This window comes from Spirosoma pulveris, from assembly GCF_054781875.1.
On sequence record NZ_BAAGTO010000010.1, the window covers coordinates 35834 to 61549 of the forward strand.

25 protein-coding genes are annotated in these 25716 nt (G+C 49.5%); 11 read left to right on the forward strand and 14 right to left on the reverse strand.

Annotation, left to right across the window (positions count from 1 at the left end; genetic code table 11):
• The first annotated feature begins 27 nt into the window (after positions 1-27).
• The 4 genes from cysM to ACYVJM_RS25265 all read left to right on the forward strand — a co-directional run bounded on the left by cysM (position 28) and on the right by ACYVJM_RS25265 (position 5449).
• Complete coding sequence (gene cysM, locus ACYVJM_RS25250; protein WP_461151013.1) at positions 28-900, forward strand: cysteine synthase CysM; 873 nt, start codon at positions 28-30, stop codon at positions 898-900.
• Positions 901-962: 62 nt separating this feature from the next.
• A complete protein-coding gene (locus tag ACYVJM_RS25255) occupies positions 963-2009 on the forward strand; it encodes a quinone-dependent dihydroorotate dehydrogenase (protein ID WP_461151014.1) in 1047 nt (348 codons plus the stop codon).
• A 105-nt stretch (positions 2010-2114) separates the two neighbouring features.
• Positions 2115-4682 carry an FtsK/SpoIIIE family DNA translocase gene (locus ACYVJM_RS25260; RefSeq protein WP_461151015.1) on the forward strand — a complete coding sequence of 856 codons (2568 nt, stop codon included), beginning with the start codon at positions 2115-2117 and terminating at the stop codon, positions 4680-4682.
• Between the two features lie 125 nt (positions 4683-4807).
• Positions 4808-5449 (forward strand): LolA family protein, encoded by a 642-nt coding sequence (locus ACYVJM_RS25265; RefSeq protein WP_461151016.1) that lies wholly within the window; start codon positions 4808-4810, stop codon positions 5447-5449.
• A 73-nt stretch (positions 5450-5522) separates the two neighbouring features.
• Here ACYVJM_RS25265 and upp read toward each other — a convergent pair whose 3' ends face one another.
• Positions 5523-6170 (reverse strand): uracil phosphoribosyltransferase, encoded by a 648-nt coding sequence (gene upp, locus ACYVJM_RS25270; protein WP_461151017.1) that lies wholly within the window; start codon positions 6168-6170, stop codon positions 5523-5525.
• A 133-nt stretch (positions 6171-6303) separates the two neighbouring features.
• On the opposite strand from upp, the gene ACYVJM_RS25275 reads away from it, so the two are divergent.
• Both ACYVJM_RS25275 and lpcA read left to right on the forward strand, forming a co-directional pair.
• Complete coding sequence (locus ACYVJM_RS25275) at positions 6304-8100, forward strand: hypothetical protein (protein WP_461151018.1); 1797 nt, start codon at positions 6304-6306, stop codon at positions 8098-8100.
• A 90-nt stretch (positions 8101-8190) separates the two neighbouring features.
• On the forward strand, positions 8191-8763 hold the full coding sequence (lpcA, locus tag ACYVJM_RS25280) for a D-sedoheptulose 7-phosphate isomerase (RefSeq protein ID WP_461151019.1): 573 nt from the start codon (positions 8191-8193) through the stop codon (positions 8761-8763).
• A 23-nt stretch (positions 8764-8786) separates the two neighbouring features.
• Here lpcA and ACYVJM_RS25285 read toward each other — a convergent pair whose 3' ends face one another.
• The 4 genes from ACYVJM_RS25285 to ACYVJM_RS25300 all read right to left on the reverse strand — a co-directional run bounded on the left by ACYVJM_RS25285 (position 8787) and on the right by ACYVJM_RS25300 (position 13215).
• Complete coding sequence (locus ACYVJM_RS25285) at positions 8787-11141, reverse strand: carbohydrate binding family 9 domain-containing protein (protein WP_461151020.1); 2355 nt, start codon at positions 11139-11141, stop codon at positions 8787-8789.
• Positions 11142-11260: 119 nt separating this feature from the next.
• Complete coding sequence (locus tag ACYVJM_RS25290; protein WP_461151021.1) at positions 11261-12124, reverse strand: TPM domain-containing protein; 864 nt, start codon at positions 12122-12124, stop codon at positions 11261-11263.
• The gene (locus ACYVJM_RS25295) at positions 12117-12551 is read right to left on the reverse strand and encodes a TPM domain-containing protein (RefSeq protein WP_461151022.1); all 435 of its coding nucleotides are present in this window, start codon (positions 12549-12551) and stop codon (positions 12117-12119) included. Before ACYVJM_RS25295 ends, ACYVJM_RS25290 begins: the two co-directional genes overlap by 8 nt.
• Positions 12552-12633: 82 nt before the next feature.
• The gene (locus tag ACYVJM_RS25300; RefSeq protein ID WP_461151023.1) at positions 12634-13215 is read right to left on the reverse strand and encodes a LemA family protein; all 582 of its coding nucleotides are present in this window, start codon (positions 13213-13215) and stop codon (positions 12634-12636) included.
• A 145-nt stretch (positions 13216-13360) separates the two neighbouring features.
• On the opposite strand from ACYVJM_RS25300, the gene ACYVJM_RS25305 reads away from it, so the two are divergent.
• Positions 13361-14149, forward strand: a complete 789-nt coding sequence (locus tag ACYVJM_RS25305; RefSeq protein WP_461151024.1) for an SDR family oxidoreductase — start codon at positions 13361-13363, stop codon at positions 14147-14149.
• 233 nt (positions 14150-14382) lie between these two features.
• Here ACYVJM_RS25305 and ACYVJM_RS25310 read toward each other — a convergent pair whose 3' ends face one another.
• The 6 genes from ACYVJM_RS25310 to galE form a co-directional block, all read right to left on the reverse strand.
• A complete protein-coding gene (locus ACYVJM_RS25310; protein ID WP_461151025.1) occupies positions 14383-15042 on the reverse strand; it encodes a response regulator transcription factor in 660 nt (219 codons plus the stop codon).
• Positions 15043-15106: 64 nt separating this feature from the next.
• On the reverse strand, positions 15107-15919 hold the full coding sequence (locus ACYVJM_RS25315; RefSeq protein ID WP_461151026.1) for a sensor histidine kinase: 813 nt from the start codon (positions 15917-15919) through the stop codon (positions 15107-15109).
• A gap of 856 nt (positions 15920-16775) precedes the next feature.
• A complete protein-coding gene (locus ACYVJM_RS25320; protein ID WP_461151027.1) occupies positions 16776-17180 on the reverse strand; it encodes a hypothetical protein in 405 nt (134 codons plus the stop codon).
• A gap of 398 nt (positions 17181-17578) precedes the next feature.
• Entirely contained in the window at positions 17579-18439 is an 861-nt protein-coding gene (gene rfbA, locus ACYVJM_RS25325; RefSeq protein ID WP_461151028.1) for a glucose-1-phosphate thymidylyltransferase RfbA, read from the reverse strand.
• 104 nt (positions 18440-18543) lie between these two features.
• The gene (gene rfbB, locus ACYVJM_RS25330) at positions 18544-19602 is read right to left on the reverse strand and encodes a dTDP-glucose 4,6-dehydratase (protein ID WP_461151029.1); all 1059 of its coding nucleotides are present in this window, start codon (positions 19600-19602) and stop codon (positions 18544-18546) included.
• 88 nt (positions 19603-19690) lie between these two features.
• Positions 19691-20725, reverse strand: coding sequence for a UDP-glucose 4-epimerase GalE (gene galE, locus ACYVJM_RS25335; RefSeq protein ID WP_461151030.1), 1035 nt, complete (start codon positions 20723-20725; stop codon positions 19691-19693).
• Positions 20726-20855: 130 nt separating this feature from the next.
• On the opposite strand from galE, the gene ACYVJM_RS25340 reads away from it, so the two are divergent.
• Complete coding sequence (locus ACYVJM_RS25340) at positions 20856-21731, forward strand: transglutaminase-like domain-containing protein (RefSeq protein ID WP_461151031.1); 876 nt, start codon at positions 20856-20858, stop codon at positions 21729-21731.
• Between the two features lie 73 nt (positions 21732-21804).
• On the opposite strand, the gene ACYVJM_RS25345 is transcribed toward ACYVJM_RS25340, so the two are convergent.
• Positions 21805-22434, reverse strand: a complete 630-nt coding sequence (locus ACYVJM_RS25345; RefSeq protein WP_461151032.1) for a 4'-phosphopantetheinyl transferase family protein — start codon at positions 22432-22434, stop codon at positions 21805-21807.
• A gap of 71 nt (positions 22435-22505) precedes the next feature.
• On the opposite strand from ACYVJM_RS25345, the gene ACYVJM_RS25350 reads away from it, so the two are divergent.
• From ACYVJM_RS25350 to folB, 3 genes are all read left to right on the forward strand, one after another.
• Positions 22506-23405 (forward strand): WD40 repeat domain-containing protein, encoded by a 900-nt coding sequence (locus ACYVJM_RS25350; protein ID WP_461151033.1) that lies wholly within the window; start codon positions 22506-22508, stop codon positions 23403-23405.
• Positions 23406-23525: 120 nt separating this feature from the next.
• Positions 23526-24416, forward strand: a complete 891-nt coding sequence (locus ACYVJM_RS25355; RefSeq protein ID WP_461151034.1) for a DivIVA domain-containing protein — start codon at positions 23526-23528, stop codon at positions 24414-24416.
• An 81-nt stretch (positions 24417-24497) separates the two neighbouring features.
• Positions 24498-24848 carry a dihydroneopterin aldolase gene (gene folB, locus ACYVJM_RS25360; protein WP_461151035.1) on the forward strand — a complete coding sequence of 117 codons (351 nt, stop codon included), beginning with the start codon at positions 24498-24500 and terminating at the stop codon, positions 24846-24848.
• A gap of 129 nt (positions 24849-24977) precedes the next feature.
• Here the strand turns inward: folB and ytxJ are convergent, their stop codons facing one another.
• A complete protein-coding gene (gene ytxJ, locus ACYVJM_RS25365; RefSeq protein WP_297369132.1) occupies positions 24978-25307 on the reverse strand; it encodes a bacillithiol system redox-active protein YtxJ in 330 nt (109 codons plus the stop codon).
• A 54-nt stretch (positions 25308-25361) separates the two neighbouring features.
• Positions 25362-25670, reverse strand: a complete 309-nt coding sequence (locus ACYVJM_RS25370) for a phosphoribosylpyrophosphate synthetase (protein WP_461151036.1) — start codon at positions 25668-25670, stop codon at positions 25362-25364.
• Positions 25671-25716 lie beyond the last annotated feature (46 nt).

Genomic DNA, 25716 nt, shown 5'->3' on the forward strand with positions numbered 1-25716 from the left:
CAACAGGACATTTTTTGATACATCAGCATGGCAACCCTGCTTGATTTGGTCGGCAACACTCCCCTCGTCGAGCTCAATCGACTGAATCCAAATCCCAACGTTATCCTTTACGGTAAACTCGAAGGCAACAACCCAGGCGGCAGTGTAAAAGACCGGGCTGCCGTTAGTATGATTCAGGGCGCACTGGCCCGCGGTGACTTTAAACCCGGCATGACGCTCGTTGAAGCTACCAGCGGAAATACCGGTATTGCGCTGGCCATGATTGCCCGGCTCTACGACATTCCCATTGAGCTGGTCATGCCCGAAAACTCAACCCGTGAACGTGTGTTGACTATGGAGGCTTTCGGGGCTAAGGTGACCCTGACCGAAACCATTGAGAGTGCGCGCGATTACGCCGATGCACAGGTACAGAAAGGTGGCTTCCTGATGCTCAATCAATTTGCCAACCCCGATAACTATCTGGCTCATTACCGGACAACAGGTCCCGAAATATGGCGGGATACCGCCGGGGAAATTACCCATTTTGTTTCGTCGATGGGCACCACAGGGACGATCATGGGCACCTCGCGCTATTTGAAAGAACAAAATCCCGACGTACAGATCGTGGGCTGCCAGCCTACAGATGGCTCTTCGATACCAGGCATCCGAAAATGGCCCGTCGAATACCTACCCAAAATTTTCGAACCGCAGCGCGTAGACCGAATCATAGAAGTATCGGCCGACGAAGCCACCCAAATGACCCGCAAACTGGCGAACATAGAAGGTGTCTTTGCGGGCATGAGTAGTGGGGGTTCTGTTCACGCAGCCGTTCAACTAGCACAGGAACTTGAATCAGGCGTTATCGTCTGCATCATCTGCGACCGGGGCGACCGGTATCTTTCCTCCGATCTGTTTGGTTGAGTATAGTGCCGACCATCCTGGTTGGCACTACAACTATCGACACTACAGTTATCTTTGTACTTATGTACAAGCATATCATTCTGCCCCTACTCTTCCGTTTCGATGCGGAAACCATTCACCATACCGTAACGCGCTTTCTGAAAATTGCCCTCTCGATTCCCGGCGTATCGGCGCTTTTTCGTTCACTCTACGTTGTTAATGATCCGCGCCTGGCCCGTACGGTATTTGGGCTGACGTTCCCAAACCCGGTAGGTATGGCTGCCGGATTCGATAAAAATGCGGAGTTGATCAGCGAGTTGAGCGATTTGGGCTTTGGTTTCGTCGAGATCGGCACGGTAACGCCCCGCCCTCAGCCCGGTAATCCACGCCCCCGTCTTTTCCGGTTAAAAGCTGATGGCGGCCTCATCAACCGAATGGGTTTTAACAACAAAGGCGCCGGTCCGGCGGCCGAACGGCTTCGGCATTTTGCGAAGAACCGGGGCGGACGGCAGGTGATCGTTGGTGGAAACATCGGCAAGAATAAAGATACACCTAATGAACAGGCACTGAGCGATTATCTGATCAGTTTCCGGGAGCTTTTCGATGCAGTCGATTATTTTGTGGTCAACGTCAGTTCGCCCAATACACCGGGTTTACGCGATTTGCAGGAACGGGCGCCCCTTACCCAACTTCTAACGGCCCTTCAGCAGGAAAATCGCCAGCAGCCAACGCCTAAACCGATCCTGTTAAAAATTGCTCCGGACTTAACCAATGGCCAGTTAGACGACATCATTGGCATTGTTGCCGAAACGGGCATTGCGGGCGTCATTGCCACCAATACGACCATTAGCCGCGATGGCCTGGCAACCGATGCGGGCACGGTTACCCAAATGGGAGCTGGTGGCGTAAGTGGCCGCCCCCTGCGCGAACGGGCTACCGAGGTTATCCGCTACCTCCACCAGCAATCGGGCGGGGCGTTTCCCATCATTGGTGTTGGTGGTATTTTTTCGGCTGAGGACGCTCAGGAGAAACTCCGCGCCGGTGCCAGCCTGGTGCAGGTCTACACGAGTTTTATTTACGAAGGCCCCGCTTTGGCCAAACGCATCAACAAGGCGTTGCTAGCGGCATAGCCGTATAATCAGGTCGTCAAATTTTTACGCCTATACACCGTTCTCATCGTAGTTTCTCGGTAAAAAGTGAGAAATTTACCAGTAGCTACCGCCTAAAATCAACGCATGGCACAACCAACTACATCGCCCCGCCAGAATACACTCCGACGCTCTGCTGAACCACGTCCGCGCCCGAACCGCGATGGCAATCCGTTGCCCGGACGTTCGCAGAGTACGTCATTCAACTGGGGGGCAGCACTTGACCGATGGCTCACCGATCAGCGTTCGACCTTAACACTTGGCGTGTTGCTGATGGGCCTGGCGCTTGGTTTACTGGTAGCGTTTATCTCTTACCTGCTCAATGGCCAGGCCGATCAGAGCGTAGTCGGTGCCGCCTTTTCGGAACCGCTGGCCGAATCGGGCAGTGAAACCCGCAACTGGGTCGGCCTGGTAGGCGCCTATGTGGCGCATGCCTTTGTTTTCCGGTGGTTTGGCGTGGGCGCGCTCGCCATTCCGGTCATTGTTTTCCTGGCTGGCTACAAAATGACTTTCGGAAGTGAACTGCTGCCTTTAAGCCGTACAACAACCGGCCTTTTGTTTGCCTCCGTCTGGACAAGCCTTATGCTGGGTTACATCGTCCTTGTTACCGACTCTGCCGAAACGGCCAGCGTGTGGTGTGGTGGCATTGGTTATGAATTCAACGTAGCCCTGTATAGCCTGTTCGGCTGGGGAAACCTGGCCTTTATCGCCTTTGCGCTCTTTAGCTTTGTCATCTACTTCTTCGATGTACGGTCCATCAAGCTGCCAACCTTCTCCCAGCCAGCACCTTCTAAACCCAAACGGTCGTCCGATCCACTACAGACTTACGACGAGAGTGAGCAGGAACCTGACGATGACGATGAACTGGAGCCTGAAGACTCAGCAGAAACAGCGCCCGAATCGATTCGAACACCACAGGCCAATACGTTTGCCAATGTTCCGGTAGCCCCTGCTGCCCGAGAACCGGAAACTCCATTACCTGAGGTGATTGCACAAACAACAGGCGTCACCCTGACAATCAAAAATCGGGATGCCGTAGCCGACACCTCCGATTTGGAGGAAGAGCTAAGCGCAACTCCCGCCCCGACCTTTGAGCCCGACCCCTTTGAAGAAGATGATCTGGTAGCGCTTCATGGTCTGTACGACCCAACTATCGACTTGCCTCAGTATCAGTATCCGGTCAATGAGTTGCTGACGGACTACCCCAACAGCCGTAAAGCCCAGGTTTCGGACGATGAACTGACCGTTAACAAAGAGAAGATCGAAAATACGCTCCGTAACTTCGGCATTGAGATCGATTCGATTCAGGCATCCATCGGGCCAACGGTTACGCTGTACGAAATCATTCCGGCTAAGGGCGTGCGTATTTCCAAGATCAAAAGCCTGGAAGATGATATCGCACTGAGTCTGTCGGCGCTTGGCATCCGGATTATTGCCCCCATGCCCGGCATGGGAACGATTGGTATTGAGGTGCCGAACAAAAACCGGGAGATGGTCTCGATGCGGTCAGTGATTACCAGCGACATCTTTAGCACCAGTAAGTTCGATCTGCCAATTGTCCTGGGCAAAACCATTTCAAATGAAATCTACGTAGCCGACCTGGCCAAGATGCCGCACTTACTCATGGCCGGAGCCACCGGGCAGGGTAAGTCCGTAGGGCTAAACGTACTCCTCACGTCGCTCATCTACAAGAAGCACCCTTCGCAGCTTAAGCTGGTGCTTGTCGACCCGAAAAAGGTGGAGTTAACCCTGTTCAATAAGCTGGAACGGCACTTCCTGGCCAAACTTCCGGATTCGGAAGAGCCAATCATTACCGATACCAAAAAGGTTGTCAACACGTTGAACTCGCTATGTATTGAAATGGACAACCGGTACAACCTGCTCAAAGATGCCGGTTGCCGGAACCTGAAAGAATACAATGCCAAATTCATAAAGCGACGACTCAATCCCGACAAGGGCCACCGGTTCCTGCCTTACATTGTCCTGATTATTGACGAGCTGGCCGACCTCATGATGACAGCGGGTAAGGAAGTGGAGCAACCCATTGCCCGGCTGGCACAGCTGGCGCGGGCTATTGGTATTCACTTGGTTGTGGCTACGCAGCGGCCGTCTGTAAACGTTATTACCGGCTTGATCAAGGCAAACTTCCCGGCGCGTCTGTCGTTTAAGGTTACATCGAAAATCGACTCCCGTACCATCTTGGATACAGGTGGGGCCGAGCAGCTGGTCGGTATGGGCGATATGCTCCTGTCGTCCAATTCCGATATTATCCGGCTGCAATGTCCTTTTGTCGATACCAACGAGATTGAAGACATCTGCGAGTTTGTTGGCAACCAGCGGGGTTACGATGAAGCGTATGCGCTACCGGAATTTGTTGGCGATGATGGCGGCCAGGGCGACGATAAGGACGTAGACATGGCCAATCGCGACCCGATGTTCGACGAAGCTGCCCGACTCATTGTCATTCACCAGCAGGGAAGTACCTCCCTCATTCAGCGCAAACTCAAACTCGGCTACAACCGGGCCGGTCGTCTGGTAGACCAGTTGGAAGCGGCCCGAATTGTGGGGCCGTTTGAGGGCAGTAAAGCCCGTGATGTGCTGGTGCAGGATTTACAAACGCTGGAAGACATACTAAAGCGCTTAAAAGGTGAGTAACCAGTCCCGCTTGGTATTCCGCTTAACTCATTATTAAACTTTTCCCCTCACTTTCCCGTCTAAGAAAAAGAGATTCGTTTCCCGAACGAATCAAAGGATTAACTTGACGGGCAATTCCACTAACAATGAAGAAATTTGCAGTACTGCTTAGTTTGGCGTTTATCATGACGCTGCCTGCTTTTGCTCAAAAAGATAAACGGGCGCAGGGTATTCTGGATGCGATGAGCAAAAGATACAAATCGCTGAAATCATATCAGGCCAACTTTACGTTTGCCAGTGCCGGGGGCGGGGCAAAAGAATCGTATAAAGGCGATTTAACCGTAAAAAATGAAAAGTTCCGGTTGCTACTTGGTGGCCAGGAAGTATTTACAGACGGCAAAACGATGTCTACTTACATCAAAGAGTCGAACGAAGTAAACGTACAGGACTACGATGCCGGTAGCAACAGCGAGCTGAATCCAACGCAGATTTACACTATCTACAAACGTGGTTTCGACTATCGCTTTCTGAAAGAGCAGAAACAGGCAGGCCGAACCCTTGAAGTTATCGAGCTGACGTCCAACCGTCCGAAAAGTGCCATTAAAACGGTGCAAATTGCAGTTGATAAAGCAGACAAGTCTGTGCGTAACTGGCTCATCACCAACCGAGACGGTAAGCAAACATCGTATACGATCACCAAATTCACGCCAAACGTAAATGTTCCGGATACCTATTTCGCCTTCGACAAATCAAAATATCCCGGCGTAGAAGTAGTAGACCTGCGGTAAGATATAGGATGTATGATATAGGATGTATCTGCTGCGTCAGTGATGTATCCTATATCATACATTATACATCATTTTACACTTTTGCCCCGAAGGCCAGATCGCCGGAGTCGCCGAGGCCGGGTACGATGTAGGCGTGCTCATTGAGGTGATCATCGACAGCACCCAGCCACAGATGACATTGCGGCAATTGCTGCTGCACATACCGTACCCCTTCCGGACTGGCAATAACAGCCGCAATGTGCGTTTGGGCGGGAATGCCATAACGCAGAAGCGCATGATAGACTTTTTCGAGCGAACGGCCCGTAGCTAACATCGGGTCGCAAAGGATTAGCGTTTTCCCGCTTAGATCAGGACTAACGATATAGTCCATGGCAATCTCAAATTCATCATCTCCCCCCGGTGTGTACCCCCGATAAGCACCCGCGAAAGCATTCTCAGCCTGATCGAAGTAGTTGGCAAATCCCTGATGAAAAGGCAGGCCAGCCCGCATAATGGTTGCCAGAACAGGTTGCTTGCGAAGTACTTGTGTGTTAGCAATTCCCAGGGGCGTTTGCACAGCTACTGCCTGATAAGACAAACTTTTGGAGATTTCGTAGGCCATCAATTCCCCTAATCTTTCCAGATTTCGACGAAACCGAAGCCGATCCTGCTGTATAGCTACATCCCGAAGCTCGGCGATATACTGGTTGGCCAATGAAGGCTGGTGGGTAAACACAAACATAGTCTGGAGACGTCTTTGCCTGTAAATTAGCCGCAAGGTTGGCGTATATCCAAACTTAATGGCTAATTTAAGCGGCTTTTATGACCTAATCAGCCACAAGATAAGCACAATAAGACCATCGGTCAGTAGTTTCATGCGCATCAACGTTTACTTAATTTCTTTCCTTCTGCTTTCGTCGTCAGCTCTGGCACAAAGTCCATTTGTCCCGCTCAATGCAGATTATTATCACCTTATTGACCGGCTCGAAATACGAAAAAACAGTTGGGCCGAAGGGTTTCACAGTTCAGTGAAGCCTTACAATCGCCAGAGTATAGTTCAGTTAGCTGATAGTGTTACTGCCCATCCCAGTCGTGATTTTTCCGATACTGACTACTTCAACTTTAATTACCTGTTGAACGACAGTTGGGAATGGGTACCACCCGCCGATTCGCTTAACCCGAGCCTCTTTACAAGGGTAGAACCAGCCTCTTCAGCGGCTGCCGGCGACAGTAGAAAGCCTATCCTAACTCATTTCTATAAAAAGAAGGCTGACTTTTATAGCCTGCAAACGCCGGATATCGACTTACACGTAAACCCGGTTTTCTATATCGGCTTCGGCGCCGAATCACTGTCGGGTCTGGCAACGGCAAACACCAGTAAACCTGATCCGTTGTTTGTCAATACCCGTGGACTGGAAGTGCGCGGAACCATCGGCAAAAAATTAGGCTTTTATACCTTTTTTGCTGATAATCAGGCCATCTACCCAGAATATATTCAGCGTTACGGGCAGACCTACGGACAAACGTACAACGCCGAGGGCGTCTTACAGACAACAGCGCCGGGCGAAGGGTTCGTGAAGCCTTACCGCACCAACGGGGCCGATTTCCTGACAGCCAGAGGCTATATTACGTTCAATACGCTAAAAGTTATCAATGTTCAGTTCGGTCATGACCGGAACTTCTTCGGAAACGGCTTCCGGTCGCTGCTTCTGTCGGACAACAGCCCGGCTTACCTCTTCCTGAAATTGTCGACCCGCTTAGGACGCAACATTCAGTACACAAACCTTTTCACGTCGCTGCAAAATACACAGACGCCCCGCGTTCAGGACGATAAACTCATTCCGCCCAAGTTTGCGGCCATGCACCATGTGAGCATCAATCTAAGCGACCATATCAATATAGGTGTTTTTGAAGCGGAGGTATTTAGCCGCGACCGTCTGGATTTGAGCTATCTAAACCCGATTATTCTATACCGCTACGTTGAGTCGAGCCTGGGAAGCAAGGACAACGCCTTCATTGGCATTGACTTCAAAGCTAATTTCCTGTCGCATTTTCTGGTATACAGCCAGTTTATGCTGGATGAATTCCGGCTAAGACCATTGCTGGCTGGCAAAGGTGACTGGACTAACAAATTTGCGATACAGGTTGGAGCCAAATACATTGATGCCTTCGGTGTACCCAATCTCGACCTGCAAACGGAGTTTAATCTGGCACGACCTTACACGTACTCGCACGAGTCGTCTCCTACGGTTACAGCGGGTCAAACCAATTACGCGCATTACAGCCAGCCCCTGGCGCACCCGCTGGGCAGCAACTTTTTGGAAGGACTGGGCATTGTTCGGTTCCAGCGCCAGAAGTTATCGGCCAATGGGATCTTCGGGGTGATGATGTATGGTTCCGATCCCGCTGTTGATATTAACTACGGTGGCAATATCTTAAAGGACTACACCTTTCGGTTTCGGGATGAGGGCAACTTCATTGGCCAGGGACGCAAAACAGTGGCCACGTACGCCGATTTGCGGGTTTCTTACATGATCCGTCACAACATATTCCTGGAAGGCCGGTATATGTACCGGTACCAAGACAGCCAGTACCGGCCGGATAGCTATACCGATCAAACGGCTACCTTTGCACTTCGCTGGAACCTACCCTACCGCAACTGGGTGTTTTAGCCGGTTAATCGCCGAAAAATCATTAGTCGTAACTAAGTTTACGTCACCGTTTTCTGCGGGTTTACGACTTTATCATTTACGACTAGAAAAATGCTTGACATTATCCGTCAGGAGCTAACCGAAGCTCAGACTGTTTTAGATACATTCCTTGCCAATCCCGACCATCTGACGGCCATTGAACAGGCCGCCATCCTGATGGCCGATGCACTTAAAAGCGGGCGTAAAATTATATCCTGCGGCAACGGTGGTTCGCATTGCGACGCCATGCACTTTGCAGAAGAGCTTTCAGGGCGGTATCGGGATAATCGCCGGTCGCTGGCTGCTATAGCCATCTCCGATGTAAGCCACCTCTCCTGTGTGAGTAACGATTTCGGCTATGACTTTATCTTTTCCCGTTTTATCGAAGGCTTAGGCAATGAAGGCGATGTGCTGCTGGGCCTAAGCACGAGTGGTAACTCAGCCAACGTTGTCCGGGCCGTTGAAGCCGCCCGGGAGAAAGGCATGAAAGTGGTTCTTCTAACCGGTAAAGATGGTGGTAAACTAGCCGGTAAAGCCGATGTTGAAGTCCGAGTTCCCCATTTTGGTTACGCCGACCGTATTCAGGAGATACACATCAAGGTAATCCACCTGTTTATCCTGCTGATTGAGAAGCAGGTCATCTGAAACCGCACGGGCAGCCCGTGCGGTCAGAACTGCTTCAAATACGATAGCTTACCAATTATGTGCTGCTCGCGCTGCCGGTCGACGGTTCGGATGGAGCCAGCGTAGGTGCCTGCGTTGTAGACGATGTACAGAAACGACAGGGGTTGAAACTCCCAGGCTAGCCGGATGTTCCAGGCATTCTTTTCGGTAAATGTATTCCGCTGAAAAAAGCTGATCAACTGCAAGCGGGGATTGACCGCCAGCCTACTTTCTATACTATACAGAGAAATTGTACCGGTATAACCGCCTACCTTCTTAAAATCATTTGCTTCGGCACTGAGCGTAAAAGCCGCGTGCGGAATGGGTGCAACAAGCAGCGTAGCCCGTCCGTAGTTCAGGTTACCATCGTAATATGCTCCCGTCTCGCCGTTGAACTGAAACGACACTTTTTTAGATGGGTCTGTGCTGAACATTGCTGTATACCGAACGTAGCGGTACTTACCCGATTGGATACCCAAACCGAGCGGCCGATAGTCGCCATCGTCTAGCCGCTGAAACGTTGAGTTGACAAAAAGTCCCACATTACCCCCATTCTGAAACGTCAGCCAGACAGGGTTAAAGTTGGACTGCGTTTCCTGCAAATAACCGGTCGATGCTTTATGGTAGATCTCAAAAAATGCACCGGGCTCGAAATTACGTACCCATTTGGGTAACCATTTCGACCGATTGACCAGATACAGCCCCGGCGTGGTAGCAATTACGTCGCTGCGCGATACGAAGCCCATTTCCGGGTTAAATGTCTTCGTAACAAGTGCCTGCGTCCACCAGCCGACGACCTGATTGGTACGGTACATTACCTGGCTGTAGGCAGATATTCCCTGATCCGCGCCGGCCGAACTTAGGGAACCCACGACCATTGCGCTGTAAGTCCACTTTTCATTCAGACGGAAGAAGCCATCCAGCGCCAGTGTTCCGTTCTGCCGACTGCTCGTACTATCCGTTCTATGTACATTCTTCAGCGTGAACAGCGCTCCAATGCGGTTTCGCTGACCAATGTTTTCAACATAACGGCCCACAACAAAGTCGGTTGTGGGGCTACCGGGAACGCCACGCTGCCGGATAACCATACCGCCATAATTACGATTGAGCGACCGATATACCAGCCGGGCACCGGCATCAATTGGTACGGGACTGCTGGTGCCATCCGCTAACGTTGCCAGACCAATTGTTCGGCTGAAGAAAGGCTTGATCACCATACTTCCGCCTTCGCCGGTATTTTTGTTGCCCGGCAAACCCGCTCCGAACAGGCTCGCGTTCTCCAGAAAGAAAGCTCGTCGTTCGGGAAACAACACCGAAAAACGCGTGAGGTTATTAACCTGCCGGTCAACGTCGGCCTGGGCAAAGTCGGTGTTAAGGGTTAGATCGAGTACCGTATTGGGATTGATCGCCCACTTGGCATCACCGCCAAGCTTTACATTGGCGCTCTGCCCATAGCCAACTTCTGTACCAGAATAACGATCATCGCTTACCAATACATAAGGTTGGATACGGATGTTAGGCGAAGGTGGTGGTGGCTTCAGACCCGTCAGCAACCCGGCATAAGTCATCCGGCTGGATGTGAACGCACGGGGAAACGGCGACCAGGCCGACAGTTCATTGGAGTACCGACGGTTCCGAAAAAAGTTGATACCCCACGACTGGGTCGAATCGGCCGAGTGAGCGTACCGCAGTGTCTGCCAGGGGATCTGCATCTCAGCCACCCATCCCGAATCGGTACGCGTGGTACGTACTTTCCAGAAGCCGTCCCAATCTTCGTCGTAGAGTACATCATCGAAGGAAAGCAAATCGCGCTGCGTACTATGCGGATTAGTCACGAAGGTCATGGCATTACGGCGGTCGTTGAAGCCATCAATCGACACTCCAAACAAATCGTGCGCCCGACTGCTGAAATCGCGCTTGAAGTTGGGCACGCGCAATGCTTTTCGACCAAGCGAATCATGATTTATGGCCGCGATATATAAAAAGTGGCGGTTGTACAACACCCGAACATCCGTTTTGGACACAGCAGGACGTCCCTGCCCAGGATCCACCTGTACAAAACGCCGGGCAAGTTTACTCTCTTTCCAGTCGGCCTCGTCCAGACGACCGTCAATTTTTAACCTGTTCTTTATTTCAACCGCCCGGATAGTCCGGGGACGAGTTGAGGGAGCAAAAATTACCGATTGGCCAACGCCGGCGTTTGTGGCAGACGAATTCTCTTCGGCTGTATAATCATCGGTTGAGTCCGATTGTACAACAGTAGGCTGAGTTGTATTAGGGGCAACAGGAGTAGTTTGTGCTCGTGATAGAAGCGGCAGAAAGGCGAGCAGTAAAACGTTACGAACAGTAAAAAGAAACATACGCTGGTGAATGGCTAACCAACAAAAATAGGTACATGGGTAAGTACATGTACCTATTTTTGGTTGAACGGCCTTTAAGACCCATTCACTGGCAGTGCATAGCCACGGTTTACAGCTGCTTAGTAGTCGCCACCGGCGCCACCACCACCGAAGCTGCCACCGCCAAATCCGCCGAAGCCGCCACCGCTACCGCCCCCGCCACTCCAGCCGCCACCGCTGGAACCACCCCAGCCGGAGAACGTAGATGTTGGGAAAAAGACGGGACCACCCCAGCCACCACCGCGATTGCCGCTGTTACCCCCACCACCCCGGTTGCGCCGGGCAATGATGAAGATGATAACCATGAATACGATGAGTATGATCAGGAAGCCTCCCGGGCCATCGTCTGTGTTAGTATCTGGTTCGGCTTTGTATTCGCCCTGGGCACGTTTAATGATTTCGGTTGTTGCCTCGTCCAGTCCCTGGTAATACTGTTCCTGTTTGAAAGCCGGAGCGATGGTATTCGTGATGATGCGCTTGGCAATAGCGTCGGGGATAGCTCCCTCCAGCCCATAACCAGGCGCGATAAAGATCTTCCGGGTCTGGGTAGCCCAGGCCAGCACCAGCCCATTGTTTTTACCCTCTTGCCCAACGCCCCATTTGCGTCCTACCTGAAAGGCAAAGTCACCAATTGGGTAAGGCTCCGTAGTTTTAACAATAACAATGGTGATCTGGGTAGACGTAGAGTCGTTATAGGCACGCAGTTTCTGTTCCAGCTGGCTGCGTTCGGTTGGGTTCAGTATCCCGACAAAGTCATTAACCAGACGGGGCGGATTCGGCTTGTTGGGAATAACATCATTCGCCGATGCACCGTTATCGGTCGCGGTATCCTGCGCTTTCACCGTAGCCGGAACAACAGCCAGCAGCACGAGTAGCAACCCAAGCCGCAGCCATCGGGCAATAAAGGAAATAGAAGAGAGTACGTTCACGGCAGTGTCAGTCAAACGAAATATCGTCGGCGAGTTCGTTAACGTCGTCGCTGGCGTAGGGAAAGTACTGTTTCAATTGTTGCCCGGCCCGTTCAATACCCAGGCTGAGCCCTTCGGCATACCGACCTGATCTGAAGTGGCTTCGAAGCAGTTCTTTCGTACTTTCCCAAAAATTATCGGGCACTTTGGCGTCAATTCCTTTGTCGCCTAAAATGGCAAACTTCCGGTCGGTATGGGCCAGGTAAAAGAGTACGCCATTCTGTTCTTTAGTCTGGTGCATTCCCAGTTGGGCGAACACTTCGATAGCCCGCTGCACGGGATCGGCATGGGCACAGTGTGGCTCTACATGCACCCGAATTTCGCCCGATGTAGCCTTTTCGGCCTGTCGGATGGCTTCCACAATGCGCTGTTGTTCGTCCTGCGTGAATGGGTTCGTTTGCATAGGGCATGGAGCGAAGGTATAGGGTTAAGGGGTTAGTCATAGGCCACATAGCCCTATGCCCCAACCCCTTTGCCCACTACCATTAAAACTGTACCGTTGGAGCACTTTGGGCCGCTTGCGATGCTTCGAAAAAGCCTTTGACGGGGAAGCCAAATATACCGGCGAAAATATTGTTCGGGAATGAACGCACCGACTGGTTATACGTTTTCACCGCTCCGTTAAAATCATTTCGGGATACGGCAATTCGGTTTTCCGTTCCTTCCAGCTGAGCCTGCAACTCCAGAAAGTTCTGATTCGCCTTTAAATTCGGATAACTTTCAGCCACGGCCAGTAAACGAGACAGCGAGCCACTCACCTGATCCTGTGCCGCCTGAAACTTCTGGACATTCTCCGGAGTCAACTGATCGGCCGTAAATTTCACCTGGGTAGCACTGGCACGCGCCTGAATAACAGCCGTCAGCGTACTTTTCTCGAAATTAGCAGCACCCTGTACCGTCCGAACGAGGTTGGGAATTAAATCGGCCCGGCGTTGGTACTGAGTCTGTACCTGAGCCCATTTTTCCTGTACGTTTGTGTCGGACTGGACTAAACCGTTATAGGAACTACAGCCGTACATGCCCAGAATAAGGGCAAGAACCACCACAATAATTAATGTCTTTGACATGGTCTGTTGGAATGCAAATAGTTGATACTGGATTCAAAGTTGGTCAAAACTACTACTTTGTAAACGCAAAACTACGCCAGTGGTTTTTTTACCCATTTTGCGACCAGTTTGTATTGATGACTGGTATACGCAATAACGCGATTATATGAACCTGACACTAATCGGAAAGACCGCCCTTGTTTGCGGTAGTACTCAAGGCATTGGCCGCGCTGCGGCTGTAGAACTGGCCCTGCTGGGAACCAACATTGTGCTGATGGCACGAAACGAAGAAACACTTCAGGAAACCCTGGCTGAACTGGACACAAGTCAGGGCCAGACACACCGATATCTGGTAGCCGATTTTAGTAAGCCGGGCGAGGCTCCGGCAGTGCTTGGTCAACATCTGGCCAGGTTTCCAGCCATGCATATATTGATTAACAACACAGGCGGGCCAGCGGGTGGAGCATTGATTGATGCCAAACCCGAGGAGTTCATCCAAACATTCCATAATCATTTGCTTAACAACCAGGCGCTGGTTCAGCTGGTTTTTCCTGCCATGAAGGAAGCCGGTTTCGGACGGATCATTAACGTCATCTCAACCTCTGTGAAACAACCTATTGTGGGTCTGGGCGTCTCGAACACGATTCGGGGAGCCGTGGCGCAGTGGGCCAAAACCCTTTCGCTGGAGATCGCTCACGCTGGTATTACAGTCAATAACGTGCTGCCTGGCTATACAGAAACGGCACGTCTGGCCGCAGTGCTTGCTATGCGGTCGAAGTCGTCAGGTAAGTCGGAAGACGAAGTAGCGAAACAGATGGCGAGTGAGATTCCAACCGGACGGTTTGTGAAAGCGGAAGAGGTAGCGGCTGCCATCGCTTTTCTATGCACACCCGCAGCCGCGTCGATCAACGGTATCAACTTACCGGTAGATGGTGGACGAACGGGCAGTCTTTGAAATGGGTGTTTGTTAACTAATACGGTCGCTGAATGATCTGCGTAGGCCCGGTCTGTGTCCCTTCAGAAAGCTCATAGAATCTACACTAACAGCGTTTGGTGAGTACACAAACCGGGCCTACAAGTAGACAAACACCTGATTTAACAAACAGGCTTAATCCGTTAAACTCTTCGTTCCCGGTGTCTCTGTGTTCAATAAATCAGCTTACATACTTATTTAACTTACACCGCGTATCAAACAAGACTGTTCTTGAATGCGTAGGCGACCATGCCAGCGGTGTTTTTGGTTCCCGTTTTTTCGAGGATGCGTAGCCGATGGCCTTCAACCGTTCGGGGGCTGAGGAATATTTTCTCACTGATCTCCAGCGTCGAAAGGCCTTCGCAAATGAGCATCAGTACTTCCTTCTCCCGTTCGGAAAGCAGAATCTTGCTGTTATAAAAGGCATTGACGGGCTTTGTTACGGTTGTCTTATTCGTCATCTTCCGCAGCATAGCCTTCGACACGAACTCATTCAGGTAAACCCCTTCGTCCATCACCTTCCGGACAGCTTTTTCCACTTCGCCCGCTTCGGCGTCTTTCAGCAGGTAGCCGCTAACGCCTTTTTCGAGCAGGTGAAGTACCATCCGGTCCTCATCGTGCATGGTGAGCACAACGATCTTGATAAGCGGGTAATTTTCCCGCAGATAATCGGCGGTTGCAGTGCCATCCATAACCGGCATCTGCAGGTCGAGCAAAACGACGTCGGGGAGTTTCCGGGCAATTTTATCGATCAGTTCCTGACCGTTGCCCGCTTCGAGGACTAATTCAAAATCATTGATCTGCCCGAGTATAGTGGACATCCCGACCCGAAACAGGGTGTGATCATCGCAGAGGGCCAGTTTAATTTTTCGCATAGAGGAAGAAAAGTTAAGAGCTGATACCCTATTAGTCGCATAGAGCAGCCATTTGGCAAACAAATTAACTCAATAAATTAACAGGTTGCGTGTCGTGCAGTTGAACCTGTATATGGATTTGCGATCCGCGGCCGGGGGCCACATCGAACGTTACGTGTCCATTCACCACGCTAAGACGGCTTTCGATATTTCGTAACCCCAGCCCGCCCTGTTTATTTTCCATGACGGCATCGAAATCAAAGCCTACGCCGTTGTCCATGACCGACATACGAACCTCCTGATCGATGCAAACCAATTGAATGGTAATCTGGCTGGCTCGGGCGTGACGAATGGCGTTATTGACCAGTTCCTGCGCAATTCGATACAGCATCAGGTCGAGCGACGGTGGAAATGGGGTCTCACATTCAGGAAAGGTCAACTGTACTTCCGTATTTGAATCGGTAGCGCGGTCGGCCAGTTCTTCCAATGCGGCCAGCAGACCAAATCGCTCCAGGGTAGTTGGCACCAGGTTCCGGCTTATTCGCCGAACGTTGGTCATAGTCTCATCAATCATGGAGCGTGTTTTCTGAAACTGAAAACTCACCTGCCCATCTCCCCCTACCTGACGCTCCAGTTGGTTAAGGCTCATTTTGGTGACGGACAGCATAGTGCCAATGCCATCGTGCATATCTTCGGCCAGTCGTTTTCGCTCTTCTTCCTGCCCCCGTAAGGTGGCTTCCATCAGTTCCCGACGGTGCTGAACCTGCAATTCTTTAAAGGCCAGTTGTTGTTTCGCCTGTTTTTGCTGGTAATAGGCCACGAAGATGATGATGAACACCGCCATCACCAACAGCACGGCCGTACCAACGGCAATCACAAAACCGGAATCTACTGACATTGGCGTTTTACAGCAATCGGTATAAAGTAAAGGTCAAAAATCTATAGCTGAATATCAATTATACCAATAACTATTGAGTTAGCGGAACAGTCATCCTTAGCCTATTTACTATAAGTTATAAAAATTACAAAGAATGAAGATATATTTTTATCAAAGTCCGTTAAATTATATTTTCCTGATCGTATTTGCTTAGCCAGATACCAATTGATGCAAGCAAACAAAAAAAGATATAGAAAATAAGATTTGTATCCCAATACTGTTGAAATATGTCCGGTTTAGCTTTGCTTGACAATACTTTATCACTTAAAAGAAAAATAAAAAAGGTGCCACAAAAATACAAGAGCAAGCCACTATTTATCCAAAACATTGAATACGTGAGTATGTTTTTTATTCGTACTTCAGACAAGACTCGTTCAAAAAAAACTATGGAAATCAATATACCGTATAGCCTTACAATTGTAAAATCTATTATAGAGAAATCATTTTTACTATAAAACAATAAGCCTATCAATAGAGAGATAACGACACCCCAAATGATAATTTTCCTGTATTTTGGGGAGTGTATCCTAGGGTTATTGTAAAAGATCAACGCTAAGAAAAACAACTCAACAAAAGAAAAAATATTATAAATGAAGAGATTGTTTTCTTTGATAGAAGCAAGTAGGTTAGATAGAATATCTCTCAAAAAATAGAGAACAAAGAGTACTAGAAGAAATTTGATTTCATGCTTGATTGATAAAATTCGAAATAACCCTATTAGTATAGGTAATAGGGTTATTAGTTCGGCAATAAAGGCTATTGGATAATCTTGATACGGGCTAAAGAATCGACTCATTACATAAACTCATTACATAGCTTAATTACCACAGTATTGAGGACATGGTCTGCCATCCCCTACCGCTCTGCCACTGCCATCATTTGCGGGCATATCTTTCAAACCGGCTTTATCGACACGAATAGGCATGTCTTTACCTTTAGCATCTACTCCCGTTAACAGTACACGAGGCACAAGCTGACCCTTATCCGGACTGGTCGGCTTGCCATCAGAATCTTCCCAACGCTTGGCGTGATGAACTCGCAATCCTACACAGCCGGGTTGACTAAGTAGATACTCGATGTGGTTTGTACCAAAAAATTCGGAACGAATGTATTCGTCTTTTGAAAGACCAACTTGAAGCTTGCGCTCCTGGTAGGCGCCTGTCAGGGCCTGTGTTTCTTGTGGGTCCAGAATACGACCCGCATCTTTGGTAAAAACACTCATGATAAATTAGAATTGAAATTAAGGTGATAGATGCGCTCTCTAAGGGTGGATAAAAGCGGAAAGCGCATCTAAATTACAACATCGATGTTTCCCGGCGAATATCCATGCATAATCCGCTATGCAATCAAATAACTCATAACCAACACCTTAAACCTTATAAACTATTTATCAATACGTAGTTATACGTACCAAATTGCGGACTTCTGCGTAGTTTGTTTGTGATACTGAAATTCCGTGTTTATGCGCTTATCCAAGTTTATCCTTACCTCTACCTTTGTTCCGTACTAATGAACACTTGGCGTAGCACTAAAAATTTCTCATAGGTTAGGTTTACGAAAAACGCCGGAGCAGCTTGCTCCGGCGTTTTTGTATTAGTGCCTTATAGTTCTTGAATACCTCTATTTCAGCAGGTTTAGCAGGTAGGCGCCGTACCCGCTTTTCACCAATGGCTTGGCAATGGTTGCGAGTTGAGCAGCGTCGATGAATTTCATGCGATAGGCAATCTCTTCGGGACAACCGATTTTCAGGCCCTGCCGCTCTTCGATGACGTGAACGAACTGACCGGCCTGCATCAGCGATTCGAAGGTGCCCGTATCGAGCCAGGCAGTTCCCCGATCCAACACGCCAACCTTCAATTTGCCCCGTTCCAGATACACCCGGTTGATATCGGTGATTTCCAGCTCACCTCTCACGGAAGGTTTTATGTTCTTGGCGATATCGACAACATCGTTATCATAGAAATACAAACCTGGAACCGCATAGTTTGACTTAGGCTTCTCTGGTTTTTCTTCAATGGATAACACGTTAAAGGCATCATCGAACTCCACAACGCCATAGCGCTCCGGGTCGTGTACCTGATACGCATACACCACGCCCCCATCAGGATCATTATTAGCCTGTAGCAGTTTTGACAGGCCTGAGCCATAAAAGATGTTATCGCCCAATACCAGCGCCACTTTATCGTCGCCAATAAATTCTTCGCCGATGATAAATGCCTGAGCCAGCCCATCCGGACTAGGCTGAACGGCATACGTAAATTTACAGCCGATGCGCTCCCCATCGCCGAGCAGCTTTTCGAAATGAGGCAGATCGTGCGGTGTCGAGATGATTAGAATCTCCCGAATACCAGCCAGCATCAGGATCGACAGGGGATAATAAATCATCGGCTTGTCATACACCGGCATCAATTGTTTCGAAACAGCCAGCGTAAGCGGATGAAGACGAGTGCCGGAGCCTCCGGCAAGTATAATTCCTTTCATTTGTTTAATGAGTGAAAGCGTGAGAGAGCAAAAGAGCAACCAGCGGATCAATTTTTTGCTCCGCACCGGCAGCCCGGTTTCGCTCTTTTGCCCTTTCCCCTTTATTAACGATTCGCGTACATTCCCTGATAATAACTCTGATAAGCTCCGGAAGTAACGTTATCCATCCATTCCTGATTGGCCAGGAACCAGTCGACCGTTTTTTCGAGACCTTCGGCAAACTGAAGGGAAGGCTCCCAACCAAGCTCGTTCATGATTTTGTGCGCGTCGATGGCGTAGCGCAGATCGTGTCCGGCGCGGTCGGTCACGTAAGTGATCAGTTGTGCCGAGGTGCCCTCCGGCCGACCGAGCTTACGGTCCATAATGCCACAAAGCAGGTGAACGATGTCAATGTTTTTCCACTCATTAAAGCCGCCAATGTTATAGGTTTCGCCTTGCTTGCCTTTGTGGAAAACGGCATCGATAGCACGGGCGTGATCCACCACGAACAGCCAGTCGCGAACGTTCTCTCCTTTGCCGTAAACCGGCAGTGGTTTGTTGCTCTGGATGTTGTGAATCATTAACGGAATCAACTTCTCCGGGAAGTGATTGGGGCCATAGTTGTTCGAGCAGTTTGACAGAACAACGGGCAGCTTATAGGTATTTCCGTACGCCCGTACAAAGTGATCGGAAGCCGCTTTGGAGGCCGAGTAAGGCGATTGGGGATCGTAAGGGGTTTCTTCGGTAAAGAAGTCTTCGGGGTTGTGCAGGGAACCATACACTTCATCCGTCGATACGTGATAAAAGCGTTTGCCCTCAAATCCACCCGTAGAAGCCCAGCTGTTCTTGGCCGCATTAAGAAGATTGACCGTACCAACCACGTTGGTCATTACAAACGACATTGGGTCGGTAATGGACCGGTCAACGTGCGACTCAGCCGCCAGGTGAATGACGCCATCCAGTGATAACTCAGCGAACATATCTTCCAGAAATTTCGCATCGGTAATATCACCTTTAATAAACGTATAGTTGGGTGCATCCTCAATGTCTTTCAGGTTAGCCAAGTTACCGGCATACGTCAGGGCATCAAGATTATAAATTTGATATTCGGGGTATTTCGTAACGAATAGCCGAACGACATGCGAGCCAATGAACCCGGCTCCACCTGTGATGAGGAGTTTCATTATATTTTAGGTTTTAAGTCTACGGTTAATAATTTAGGGTTAGTGGAAACTAAAGTAATATAATATCTGCTAACCCTAAATAACAAATTTACTTCATTAATTTTTTTTGCCAATTCCATGCATCCCGTAACGACTCAGCGAGCGAACGACGGGCAGACCACTCCAGTACACGGTTGGCCTTAGTAACGTCGGCATAAACTTGCTCAACATCGCCCGTCCGGCGTGGCCCAACCGTATAATTTACCTTAACGCCAGTAGCCTCTTCAAACGTTTTGATTACGTTCAGAACCGTCTCGCCACGACCCGTGCCAATGTTGATAACGTCATAAGACGCACCTTCCGGTGCTTCTATCAATTTTTTCAGGGCCTGAACGTGCGCGTCAGCCAGATCGCCTACATCGATATAATCACGAACACAAGTGCCGTCCGGTGTATTATAATCATCACCGTATACGGTCAGGCTGGGGCGTATGCCAGCAGCCGTTTGTGTAATGAACGGTACCAGATTGGCTGGAACACCTAGCGGCAACTCGCCAATCTCGGCAGATGGATGGGCTCCAATTGGGTTGAAATAGCGAAGTGCCAATGCTTTGACGGGTATCTGTGCTGTTATAGCATCCCGAATAATGTCTTCGCCAATGGCTTTGGTATTTCCGTAAGGCGACTGGGCGGGTAGCCGGGGCGTCTCTTCCGTTACAGGCAATTGAGCCGGCTGACCATAAACCGTACAGGACGATGAAAACACGAAGTTCTTTACCGAAAACTGAGGCATCAATTCCAGCAACAGCATCAGCGGGTCAAGGTTATTGCGGTAATATTTCAGCGGTTTAGCAACCGACTCACCTACTGCCTTGTTAGCGGCAAAATGGATGACGCCAACGGGTGCCTCTTTCCTGAAGATGTCTGCCATGACCTCGGCGTCATTGCAGTTTGCCGGATAGCACGTTACATCGCGGCCCAGGATAGCCCGCAATCCATCGAGAGCAGAGCGTTCAGAATTGGAAAAATCATCAATGATTACCGGCTCAAAACCGGCGTTAACCAACGAAACAACCGTGTGCGATCCTATGAACCCTGCACCTCCGGTTACCAGAATTTTGGGAGAATTGCCTGAAAGAGTCAAACCGTTTTTTATAAAAATTTTGTTGCTATATTAGCATAGTCAGTTTCATAACTAGACAAAAGTAGCATATTCAGTAGGTTTCCGAAAACAGTTTTTATCCTGGGGTACCCTGATAAAGCAATACAATCGAATGAATGACAACGAATTGAAAGCCCTTATCTCGCTTCTGGACGATGAAGACCGAGAAGTTGTTGAACACGTTGAACAACAAATTCGACAGATGGGGGGGCAGATGATCCCGCTTCTGGAGTCGGAATGGGAAGGCAGCTTCAATCCTGAACTTCAAAAGCGAATCGAGGAAATTATCCATGACCTTCAATATGAATCGGTACTGGATCGTATGCGCGACTGGAAAAATGGCGGAGCCATGGATTTACTGGAAGGCCTCTGGATTATTGCCACCTACCAGTATCCCGACCTGTCGCTCGATAAACTGAAGCAGGAGGTAGAGCAGTTATTTTACGACGTATGGGTTGATTTTAAAGCAGATATGCATCCCGACGAGCAGATTAAAGCCATGAACAGTGCTTTCTTCTCCAAACTGAAATTTGCGCCGAACACCAAGCATTTTCACTCGCCGGCCAACTCCATGATCAACCAGGTACTCGAATCGCGCCGGGGAAACCCTATAACGCTTTGTGTACTTTATATGCTCATCGCCAAACGGTTGAACCTGCCTGTTTATGGGGTCAACCTGCCTAACCTCTTTGTGCTTACCTATAAGAATAGCAGCGGGGTTCAGTTCTACATCAATGTATTTAACCGGGGACTGGTCTTTACCACCAAAGATATCGATCAATACATCGATCAGTTGAACATTAAACGGCTGGATACTTTTTATCAACCCTGCACCAATGCCGATATCGTCCGGCGTGTTCTTCGCAACCTGACGCTGGCATTCGAAAAGAATGGTGATACGGAACGCGTCCGGGAGGTAGAGCAAATCCTCAACACGGTTCGGGACGATGGCGACGGCCTTCCGCTCTCAGATTACACCCAACGGTAAACAGTATGCAGGGGCTTCCTTCCGTAATTTTACCTGATAAATTCAGAGATCACGGAAGGAAGCCCCGGCGTACTTAATAGGCTACGGCCAGCAGGCCGGGTCCTTCCTGAAAGCACCGGATAATGAGTTGCGCCTGGTGGTCGGGTAAGCGAACATGTCCCACTAACTGCTCAAAGTCATCCGCAAAAGGCTCGATCAGTAAGTGCTCCCGAAAGGTAAGCTGACGCTTTCCGTAAAGTTTATACAGAGCTTCCTTGGCGCACCAGTAAACCGCCAGCCGGTTTGGGTCGCCGGCCGCGTGCTGGAGCTCACTCTCCGACAAAACACGTGGTACCACACGCCTGAACTGCTCCCGAATCGGCTCAATGTCAATACCCACCGGGCGTGACCGATGCAGTACCGCAGCAGCCCATCCATTCGTGTGAGACAGGGAAATATGCCAGGGAGAGTCGATAAGGTGCGGCTTCCCGTACTCATCTTTGTACAAGCCGCCATAATCCATTCCCTGCTCTTCAACCAATTGCCGAATCGTTACCCGACAGGCCAGCCATTCGATGCGTTGGGCAGGATGGCTAATGCGCGCCAGATCCTCCTGTTCCGACACGGTTAGCCGCACCTGAGCCCGTAATACAGGCTCATCCTCCGAAATAGCCTTCAGCCGGGCGATACAGTCACCGTTTATATCCAATTGAAAAGTCACCATCAAAAATCGGAAGTCATTCGAGAAAAAGAAAGGATTAACGACCTTTGGGCAACAACTTATCTTTTCATTCAGTGATTGTCGAGAAATTAGATACGTTTGGTGGCCACCGCGACCCTGTATATACCCTGGAACATGGCCTGACAGCCGAACAGTTTTTTTCGGCCGGTGGCGACGGGCAGGTTGTCCGGTGGCATCTGGACCGGCCAGATTTGGGCGAACTGGTGGCTAAAGTGCCCGCTTCGGTGTATGCAATGGCCCTGCATCCAGTCAGCCAGTTGCTGTGGGTTGGCCAGAATTACGAAGGCATTCATTTGATCGATTCGGTTAGGAAACAGGAAGTAGCCTCGCTCAAACTTACCTCGGCGGCTATTTTCGACATCAAGTTTTACAAAGACGACGCCTTCCTGGCCCTATCGGATGGGGTTGTCGCCATTGTGGCTACCGATCAACTCGCCGTTCGAAAACACTTGAAAGCGTCCGATCAATCGGCACGATGCATAGCCATCAATCCCGTTGAGCGTGAACTGGCCATTGGCTACAGCGATAATGTTGTTCGTATTTTTGATTTAATCACGTACGAACTCAAGCAGGTTATTCAGGCCCACGGTAATTCTGTCTTTACACTTGCCTACTCTCCGGATTTTCAGCAGTTACTCACCGCCGGGCGCGATGCGCATTTAAAAGTATGGGCGGTGGAAAAAGGCTATACGCTTCAACAGGATATTGTGGGGCATATGTTCGCCATTAACCACCTGTCTTTCAGCCCGGACGGCCGCCTGATCGCTACGGCCAGCATGGATAAGTCGCTTAAAATTTGGGACGCGGAAACCTACAAACTGTTGAAAGTAGTGGATCGGGCCCGCCACGCCGGACATGGCACATCCGTCAATAAAGTACTTTGGACAAATTATCATCAATTATTACTTTCGGCCAGCGACGACCGTACCATTTCGGTATGGAAATTGATTTAAACCCTTTAGGCAAAGTAGGTTTCGTCTATTTTTCAGACAATTTTTTGTAAAATAGATATTAAGGCAGTTAATTCACCTTTATCTAGGTATTTAGTAACACATTAAACTTGTAGCGCACCAATGAAAATTACGCCAATTGAAATCCGGCAGCACACATTTGAAAAAGGGTTGCGCGGCTATAAAACCGAAGAAGTTGACGCATTTCTGGCTTCGCTATCTCAGGAATGGGAACGCTTGACCGGCGAATATAAAATGTTGAAAATGCAGCTTGAACTGGCCGAAAAAGATTTAGGCAAGCTCAAGGAAGTAGAAATGACCTTGTTCCGAACGCTTAAAACAGCCGAAGATACAAGTACTCAAATCACAGAACAGGCCAATAAAGCGGGGGAAAAATACATCGACGACGCTCGGCAGAAAGCCGATGAAATGCTGGCCGATGCCCGAAAACGGTCTACACTGATGGTGCAGGATGCCGAAAACCAGGCGCGGTATCTGAAAGACAACATTCTTAATGATATCAAATCGTTGGAACACGATTTCAAAGCCCTGGAGAATTACAAGGAGAACCTGGCCATTCAGATTCGCACGCTTGCCAGCAATGCCGTTGATAGCGTGGATCGTTTCGAGAAGAAGTTTGCCAAGCAAAATCTGAGGGGTAAAATTGATGATGTGACTTCGCAGTTGTCGGAAGAGTTGAAACAACCCGAAGCTGAAGTCCAGCCGGATGCAGCAACACCTACCGACGTGGTGGCGGAACTGCCACCGCTGATTGACCGGGAAGAGTCTGTTCCGGAAGCGATTCCGGTCGATGAGGCCGTTATTGAGAAACTCGATGAATCGCTGCATTCCAACCATCCGACAACGGATTCTGCCGTTATCGAAAGTACAGACGATACAGCCTCAACGTCTTCGCTGGTAGACGTACATACGACTGATACCGAAGAACCATCTGTAGAGGCAGCCGAAGAGGTAACGACCAAAAAAACCGGCTCTTTTTTCGACCAGATTTAAGCACACTAGAAAAACAGTCACCCCGATATATCCCTGACTAGCAGCGGGGGTTTATCGGGGTGATTCATCTTTACGCACGTTATGGGAACAATTTCTTTAGAGGGGTTAGAATTTTTTTCGTACCACGGATTTTACGACGAGGAACAGAAAATCGGCAACAAATATTCGGTCGACATTGTTGTAACGGCCGATTTTTCGGAAGCCGCCCGACGGGATCGCCTGAGTGCCACTGTCAACTACGAAGATCTGTACCGAATTACGGCCGGTGTCATGAAACAACCTGCCCGGCTGCTCGAACATATTGCCCACCAGATCATCCAGGAAATCAGGGCGACTTACACTGAACTTGAAGCAGTAGAAGTGAGCGTTTCCAAATTCAACCCGCCCATCGGGGGGGTCTGCCACCGGGCGAAAATAACTTTAAAGGAGTAGTTAGAAGTGAGGAGGGCTGACGCAAAAGCAATACATGCGTCAGCCCTCCTCACTTCTAACTCCTCGCTCCTAATACTATTCTTTGAGCATCAGCCCTCCTACCTTCGCTTCTAACGCCTAACTCCTTCCTTAAACTGCCTGCTGAATACCGGCGAAGGAAATTGCCATGTGCGATGCATCGTAAATGCAGGCACCGTTCCGAATCAACAATACCTGAGGCGACTCATGCTCAACGCCAAATTCATGTTCAATTTTATTGGAAATAGGCCGATTGGCTAGTAAGTCAAGGTAATATGGCTTCACACCAAGTTGGTCATTCCAGTTCCGTTCCATCCGGCTAAGCGCCATAGCACTTATTGAACAACTTGTGCTATGCTTAAAAATCAAAACAGGCTGCTTTGCTGATTCTGCTTTGATCGTATCTAGTTGAGTGTCACTCGTTAGCTTGTTCCAGTTCATTGTACCAACATACATTCTGTTGACGTAAAATCATTTTTACCTATGAAAAGTTCGTCAATTTTCAGGTGTATATCGTAGTTTTTCGGCCATTTCCGGCGTGACCGCTTCGGCGTAGGTTCCGTACGCATCTACTAATGTTCCTTTGTTACCATTCTTCGCTTCAATTGCATACAAAACCATTTCATCGCCCGGGTCGGTTGCCCCTTCGAAGCGATAAACATCGACAACATCAAAGTCTGCCGGACGTAATTCAATGTTATCAGGCTGGCAGTGCAGGTGATCAGGTTTGAGGTTATAATCCTGGGTGAACCCCTGTTTTCTCAGCCCCTCAAGGGCTTCGGTCACTGTGTCGTACGCGTGCATAAGTAGGTGGTTTATTAATTGAGTAGCTTTGCCGAATATAACCAAC

Excerpts from the sequence above, each read along its gene's own strand:
- cysM (WP_461151013.1), top strand. The coding sequence starts at position 28 with ATGGCAACCCTGCTTGATTTGGTCGGCAACACTCCCCTCGTCGAGCTC.
- ACYVJM_RS25255 (WP_461151014.1), top strand. The coding sequence starts at position 963 with ATGTACAAGCATATCATTCTGCCCCTACTCTTCCGTTTCGATGCGGAA.
- ACYVJM_RS25260 (WP_461151015.1), top strand. The coding sequence starts at position 2,115 with ATGGCACAACCAACTACATCGCCCCGCCAGAATACACTCCGACGCTCT.
- ACYVJM_RS25265 (WP_461151016.1), top strand. The coding sequence starts at position 4,808 with ATGAAGAAATTTGCAGTACTGCTTAGTTTGGCGTTTATCATGACGCTG.
- upp (WP_461151017.1), bottom strand. The coding sequence starts at position 6,170 with ATGTTTGTGTTTACCCACCAGCCTTCATTGGCCAACCAGTATATCGCC.
- ACYVJM_RS25275 (WP_461151018.1), top strand. The coding sequence starts at position 6,304 with ATGCGCATCAACGTTTACTTAATTTCTTTCCTTCTGCTTTCGTCGTCA.
- lpcA (WP_461151019.1), top strand. The coding sequence starts at position 8,191 with ATGCTTGACATTATCCGTCAGGAGCTAACCGAAGCTCAGACTGTTTTA.
- ACYVJM_RS25285 (WP_461151020.1), bottom strand. The coding sequence starts at position 11,141 with ATGTTTCTTTTTACTGTTCGTAACGTTTTACTGCTCGCCTTTCTGCCG.
- ACYVJM_RS25295 (WP_461151022.1), bottom strand. The coding sequence starts at position 12,551 with ATGCAAACGAACCCATTCACGCAGGACGAACAACAGCGCATTGTGGAA.
- ACYVJM_RS25300 (WP_461151023.1), bottom strand. The coding sequence starts at position 13,215 with ATGTCAAAGACATTAATTATTGTGGTGGTTCTTGCCCTTATTCTGGGC.
- ACYVJM_RS25305 (WP_461151024.1), top strand. The coding sequence starts at position 13,361 with ATGAACCTGACACTAATCGGAAAGACCGCCCTTGTTTGCGGTAGTACT.
- ACYVJM_RS25310 (WP_461151025.1), bottom strand. The coding sequence starts at position 15,042 with ATGCGAAAAATTAAACTGGCCCTCTGCGATGATCACACCCTGTTTCGG.
- ACYVJM_RS25315 (WP_461151026.1), bottom strand. The coding sequence starts at position 15,919 with ATGTCAGTAGATTCCGGTTTTGTGATTGCCGTTGGTACGGCCGTGCTG.
- ACYVJM_RS25320 (WP_461151027.1), bottom strand. The coding sequence starts at position 17,180 with ATGAGTGTTTTTACCAAAGATGCGGGTCGTATTCTGGACCCACAAGAA.
- rfbA (WP_461151028.1), bottom strand. The coding sequence starts at position 18,439 with ATGAAAGGAATTATACTTGCCGGAGGCTCCGGCACTCGTCTTCATCCG.
- rfbB (WP_461151029.1), bottom strand. The coding sequence starts at position 19,602 with ATGAAACTCCTCATCACAGGTGGAGCCGGGTTCATTGGCTCGCATGTC.
- ACYVJM_RS25340 (WP_461151031.1), top strand. The coding sequence starts at position 20,856 with ATGAATGACAACGAATTGAAAGCCCTTATCTCGCTTCTGGACGATGAA.
- ACYVJM_RS25345 (WP_461151032.1), bottom strand. The coding sequence starts at position 22,434 with ATGGTGACTTTTCAATTGGATATAAACGGTGACTGTATCGCCCGGCTG.
- ACYVJM_RS25355 (WP_461151034.1), top strand. The coding sequence starts at position 23,526 with ATGAAAATTACGCCAATTGAAATCCGGCAGCACACATTTGAAAAAGGG.
- folB (WP_461151035.1), top strand. The coding sequence starts at position 24,498 with ATGGGAACAATTTCTTTAGAGGGGTTAGAATTTTTTTCGTACCACGGA.
- ytxJ (WP_297369132.1), bottom strand. The coding sequence starts at position 25,307 with ATGAACTGGAACAAGCTAACGAGTGACACTCAACTAGATACGATCAAA.
- ACYVJM_RS25370 (WP_461151036.1), bottom strand. The coding sequence starts at position 25,670 with ATGCACGCGTACGACACAGTGACCGAAGCCCTTGAGGGGCTGAGAAAA.